The sequence below is a fragment of the Streptococcus oralis genome (assembly GCF_001579175.1).
Taxonomy (GTDB): Bacteria; Bacillota; Bacilli; order Lactobacillales; family Streptococcaceae; genus Streptococcus; species Streptococcus oralis_O.
The window spans coordinates 359,934-362,633 of sequence record NZ_KQ970759.1 but is presented as its reverse complement, the minus strand read 5'-3'; the positions used below and the strand labels follow the sequence as shown (position 1 = coordinate 362,633).

Sequence of the window (2,700 nt, the reverse complement as noted above, 5' to 3'; positions counted from 1 at the left end):
GGTAGCTCAGACGATGTCTTTGCTTGGGAGCAACTTCCTGACTCCGTTGCGATTCTTGGAGCTGGTTATATCGCGGTTGAGCTAGCAGGTGTTCTCCACGCGCTAGGAGTAAAAACGGATTTGTTTGTCCGTCGTGATCGTCCCTTGCGTGGTTTTGACAGCTACATCGTTGAAGGTCTTGTCAATGAAATGGAAAAAACAGGCCTTCCTTTGCACACACACAAGGTACCCGTCAAACTCGAAGAGACGGAGCAAGGTATTACCATTCATTTCGAAGACGGTTCTAGTCACACTGCCAGCCAAGTTATCTGGGCTACCGGTCGCCGTCCAAATGTAGACGGACTGGAGTTAGAAAAGGCTGGCGTTACACTCAACCAACGTGGGTTTATCCAAGTGGATGAGTATCAAAATACTGTTGTAGATGGTATCTATGCCCTTGGAGACGTTACTGGTGAGAAGGAATTAACTCCAGTAGCCATCAAGGCTGGACGTACCCTATCTGAACGTCTCTTTAATGGGAAAACAAGTGCTAAGATGGACTACACAACTATCCCTACTGTTGTCTTCTCCCACCCAGCAATCGGAACCGTGGGATTGACTGAAGATCAAGCTATCAAAGAATACGGCCAAGAGCACATTAAAGTCTACAAGTCAAGCTTTGCATCTATGTACTCTGCCGTTACAAACCATCGTCAAGAATCTCGCTTCAAACTCATCACCGCCGGTGCTGACGAAAAAGTTGTTGGACTTCATGGGCTCGGTTACGGAGTGGATGAGATGATTCAAGGATTCGCTGTTGCCATCAAGATGGGAGCAACCAAGGCAGACTTTGACGCTACAGTAGCTATCCACCCAACTGCTTCTGAAGAATTTGTGACCATGCGCTAATTATCGTAAGAGACCTCTTGAGGTCTCTTTTTACATGCAAAATCGGCTGTTACAAAATTGTTACCTTGTTATAAAAATAGGTTGACTTTTTCTTCTGAATTAGTATAATAGTTACTATAATTTTGAAAAGAGGTTAACAGTTTTGAAAAAAGCTCATATCTATGCTATCCCTGCTATCGGTGCGGCTCTCATCGCCGTTTTGGCACAAATCAGTCTCCCTATCGGTCCTGTCCCCTTCACTCTACAAAACTTTGCGATCGGTCTGATTGCTACTATTTTTAGACCCAGAGAAGCTGTTCTATCTGTTGCTCTCTATCTCCTGCTGGGTGCCATTGGTTTACCTGTTTTTGCAGGGGGAGGAGCTGGATTTCACGTTTTAGTCGGTCCAAGTGCAGGCTATCTTTGGTTCGACCTTGTCTATGCTGGACTTACATCTTATCTCATCCGTCAAAATAGTGGCTACATTCGCATTTTCCTAGCCAACCTCTTGGGAGACTCCCTGGTCTTTGTCGGTGGTATTCTCAGCCTCCACTTCCTTGCTGGGATGCCATTTGATAAGGCGCTTGCAGTAGGTGTCCTTCCTTTTATCCTCCCTGACCTTGGTAAGATCATTGCCATTAGTTTCATTGGTCGTCCCTTACTCGAAAGATTGAAAAGCATCGCTTATTTTTCAAGATAAAAAATAGTCCAGAACAACTGTTCTGGACTATTTCCTTTCCAATTACTTCCTAAGAACTAACTGAAAATCAACTCTCTTATAGAGATTATTTATTTTTACGGCTTACAAAGTACAAGCCACCAGTTACTGCCATCAAAGCAAGTCCTGCAACTACTGCTGCATTAGATGCTTTTTCACCAGTGTTAGGAAGTTGAGGTTTTGGACCTGGTTTTCCTGGTTCATTTGGTTTACCTGGTGTTGGTTTTTCTGGAGTGTGTGTATTTGTAACGTTCATACCATCTTCTTTTGCTGTGTACCCTTTCACAGTGCCAACTTCTTTGACAGTGTAATTGATTTCTTGACCATTTGCGTAACGATCAAGCTCAGTAAACTCGAAGGCCCACTCGTTGTCTGAAAGAGCTGTTGCTTTTGTAACAGTTACAGTCTTACCAGTTTCTTTACCGTTGGCAAGAAGTGCTACAGTAATTGAGTCTGGACGGATACCGTCTTTGTTATTAGCATCAACCCAGATCTTCTTACCCTTTACAGTAATTTTCTCTGGTGTATGTTTGTTGGTAATCGTGTACTTGCCGTCTTTGTGGTCAGTTACTACTGATTTGTATTCTGCAACAACAACTTCTTTAACTTTGTACTCGATTAGTTTACCATTTTCATACTTAGGAAGTGCTTTTGATTCGAACTTCCAACCAGTTGCTTCTGATACTTCAATTTCTTGAACAACTTTGTCGCCGTTAAGAATTTGAACTTTCACAGATTTCGTACGTTTGCCGTCTTGGTTGTTGTTGTCATCCCAAACCTTAGTTCCTGAAAGAACGACTGTTTCTGGTGTGTAATTGTTAGTCACTACTTGACCAGTTACAGAGGCTTCATAGCCAGCTGGTACATCTACTTCATCGATAGAGTAAGTGATTTCTTTACCAGCTTCGTATTGTGGAAGATTTGTGAAAGATGCTACCCAAGTGTTAGCGTCTGTCTTATCCTTAGCTGTCAAGGTCAATTTCTTACCTTCAACAGCTACTGGATCTGCATCTCCTACTTTTTTATAAAGTTGAACCGTTACGGACTCAGGACGTTTGCCGTCTTGGTTGTTCGCATCGTTCCATACTTTTGTTACCTTGTAGTCGATTGCTTTT

Annotated in this window: 3 protein-coding genes; 2 read left to right on the top strand and 1 reads right to left on the bottom strand. The window is 42.9% G+C overall.

Going from position 1 to position 2,700, the window contains the following annotated elements:
• Positions 1-888, top strand: an 888-nt coding sequence (locus tag SORDD24_RS01845; protein WP_196757257.1) for an FAD-dependent oxidoreductase, incomplete at its 5' end; no start/stop codon positions are given.
• Positions 889-1,030: 142 nt separating this feature from the next.
• The gene (locus SORDD24_RS01840) at positions 1,031-1,567 is read left to right on the top strand and encodes a biotin transporter BioY (protein ID WP_061406942.1); all 537 of its coding nucleotides are present in this window, start codon (positions 1,031-1,033) and stop codon (positions 1,565-1,567) included.
• A gap of 85 nt (positions 1,568-1,652) precedes the next feature.
• Here the strand turns inward: SORDD24_RS01840 and SORDD24_RS11530 are convergent.
• Positions 1,653-2,700: Cna B-type domain-containing protein (locus SORDD24_RS11530; protein ID WP_231082652.1), on the bottom strand; the 1,048-nt coding region annotated here is incomplete at its 5' end.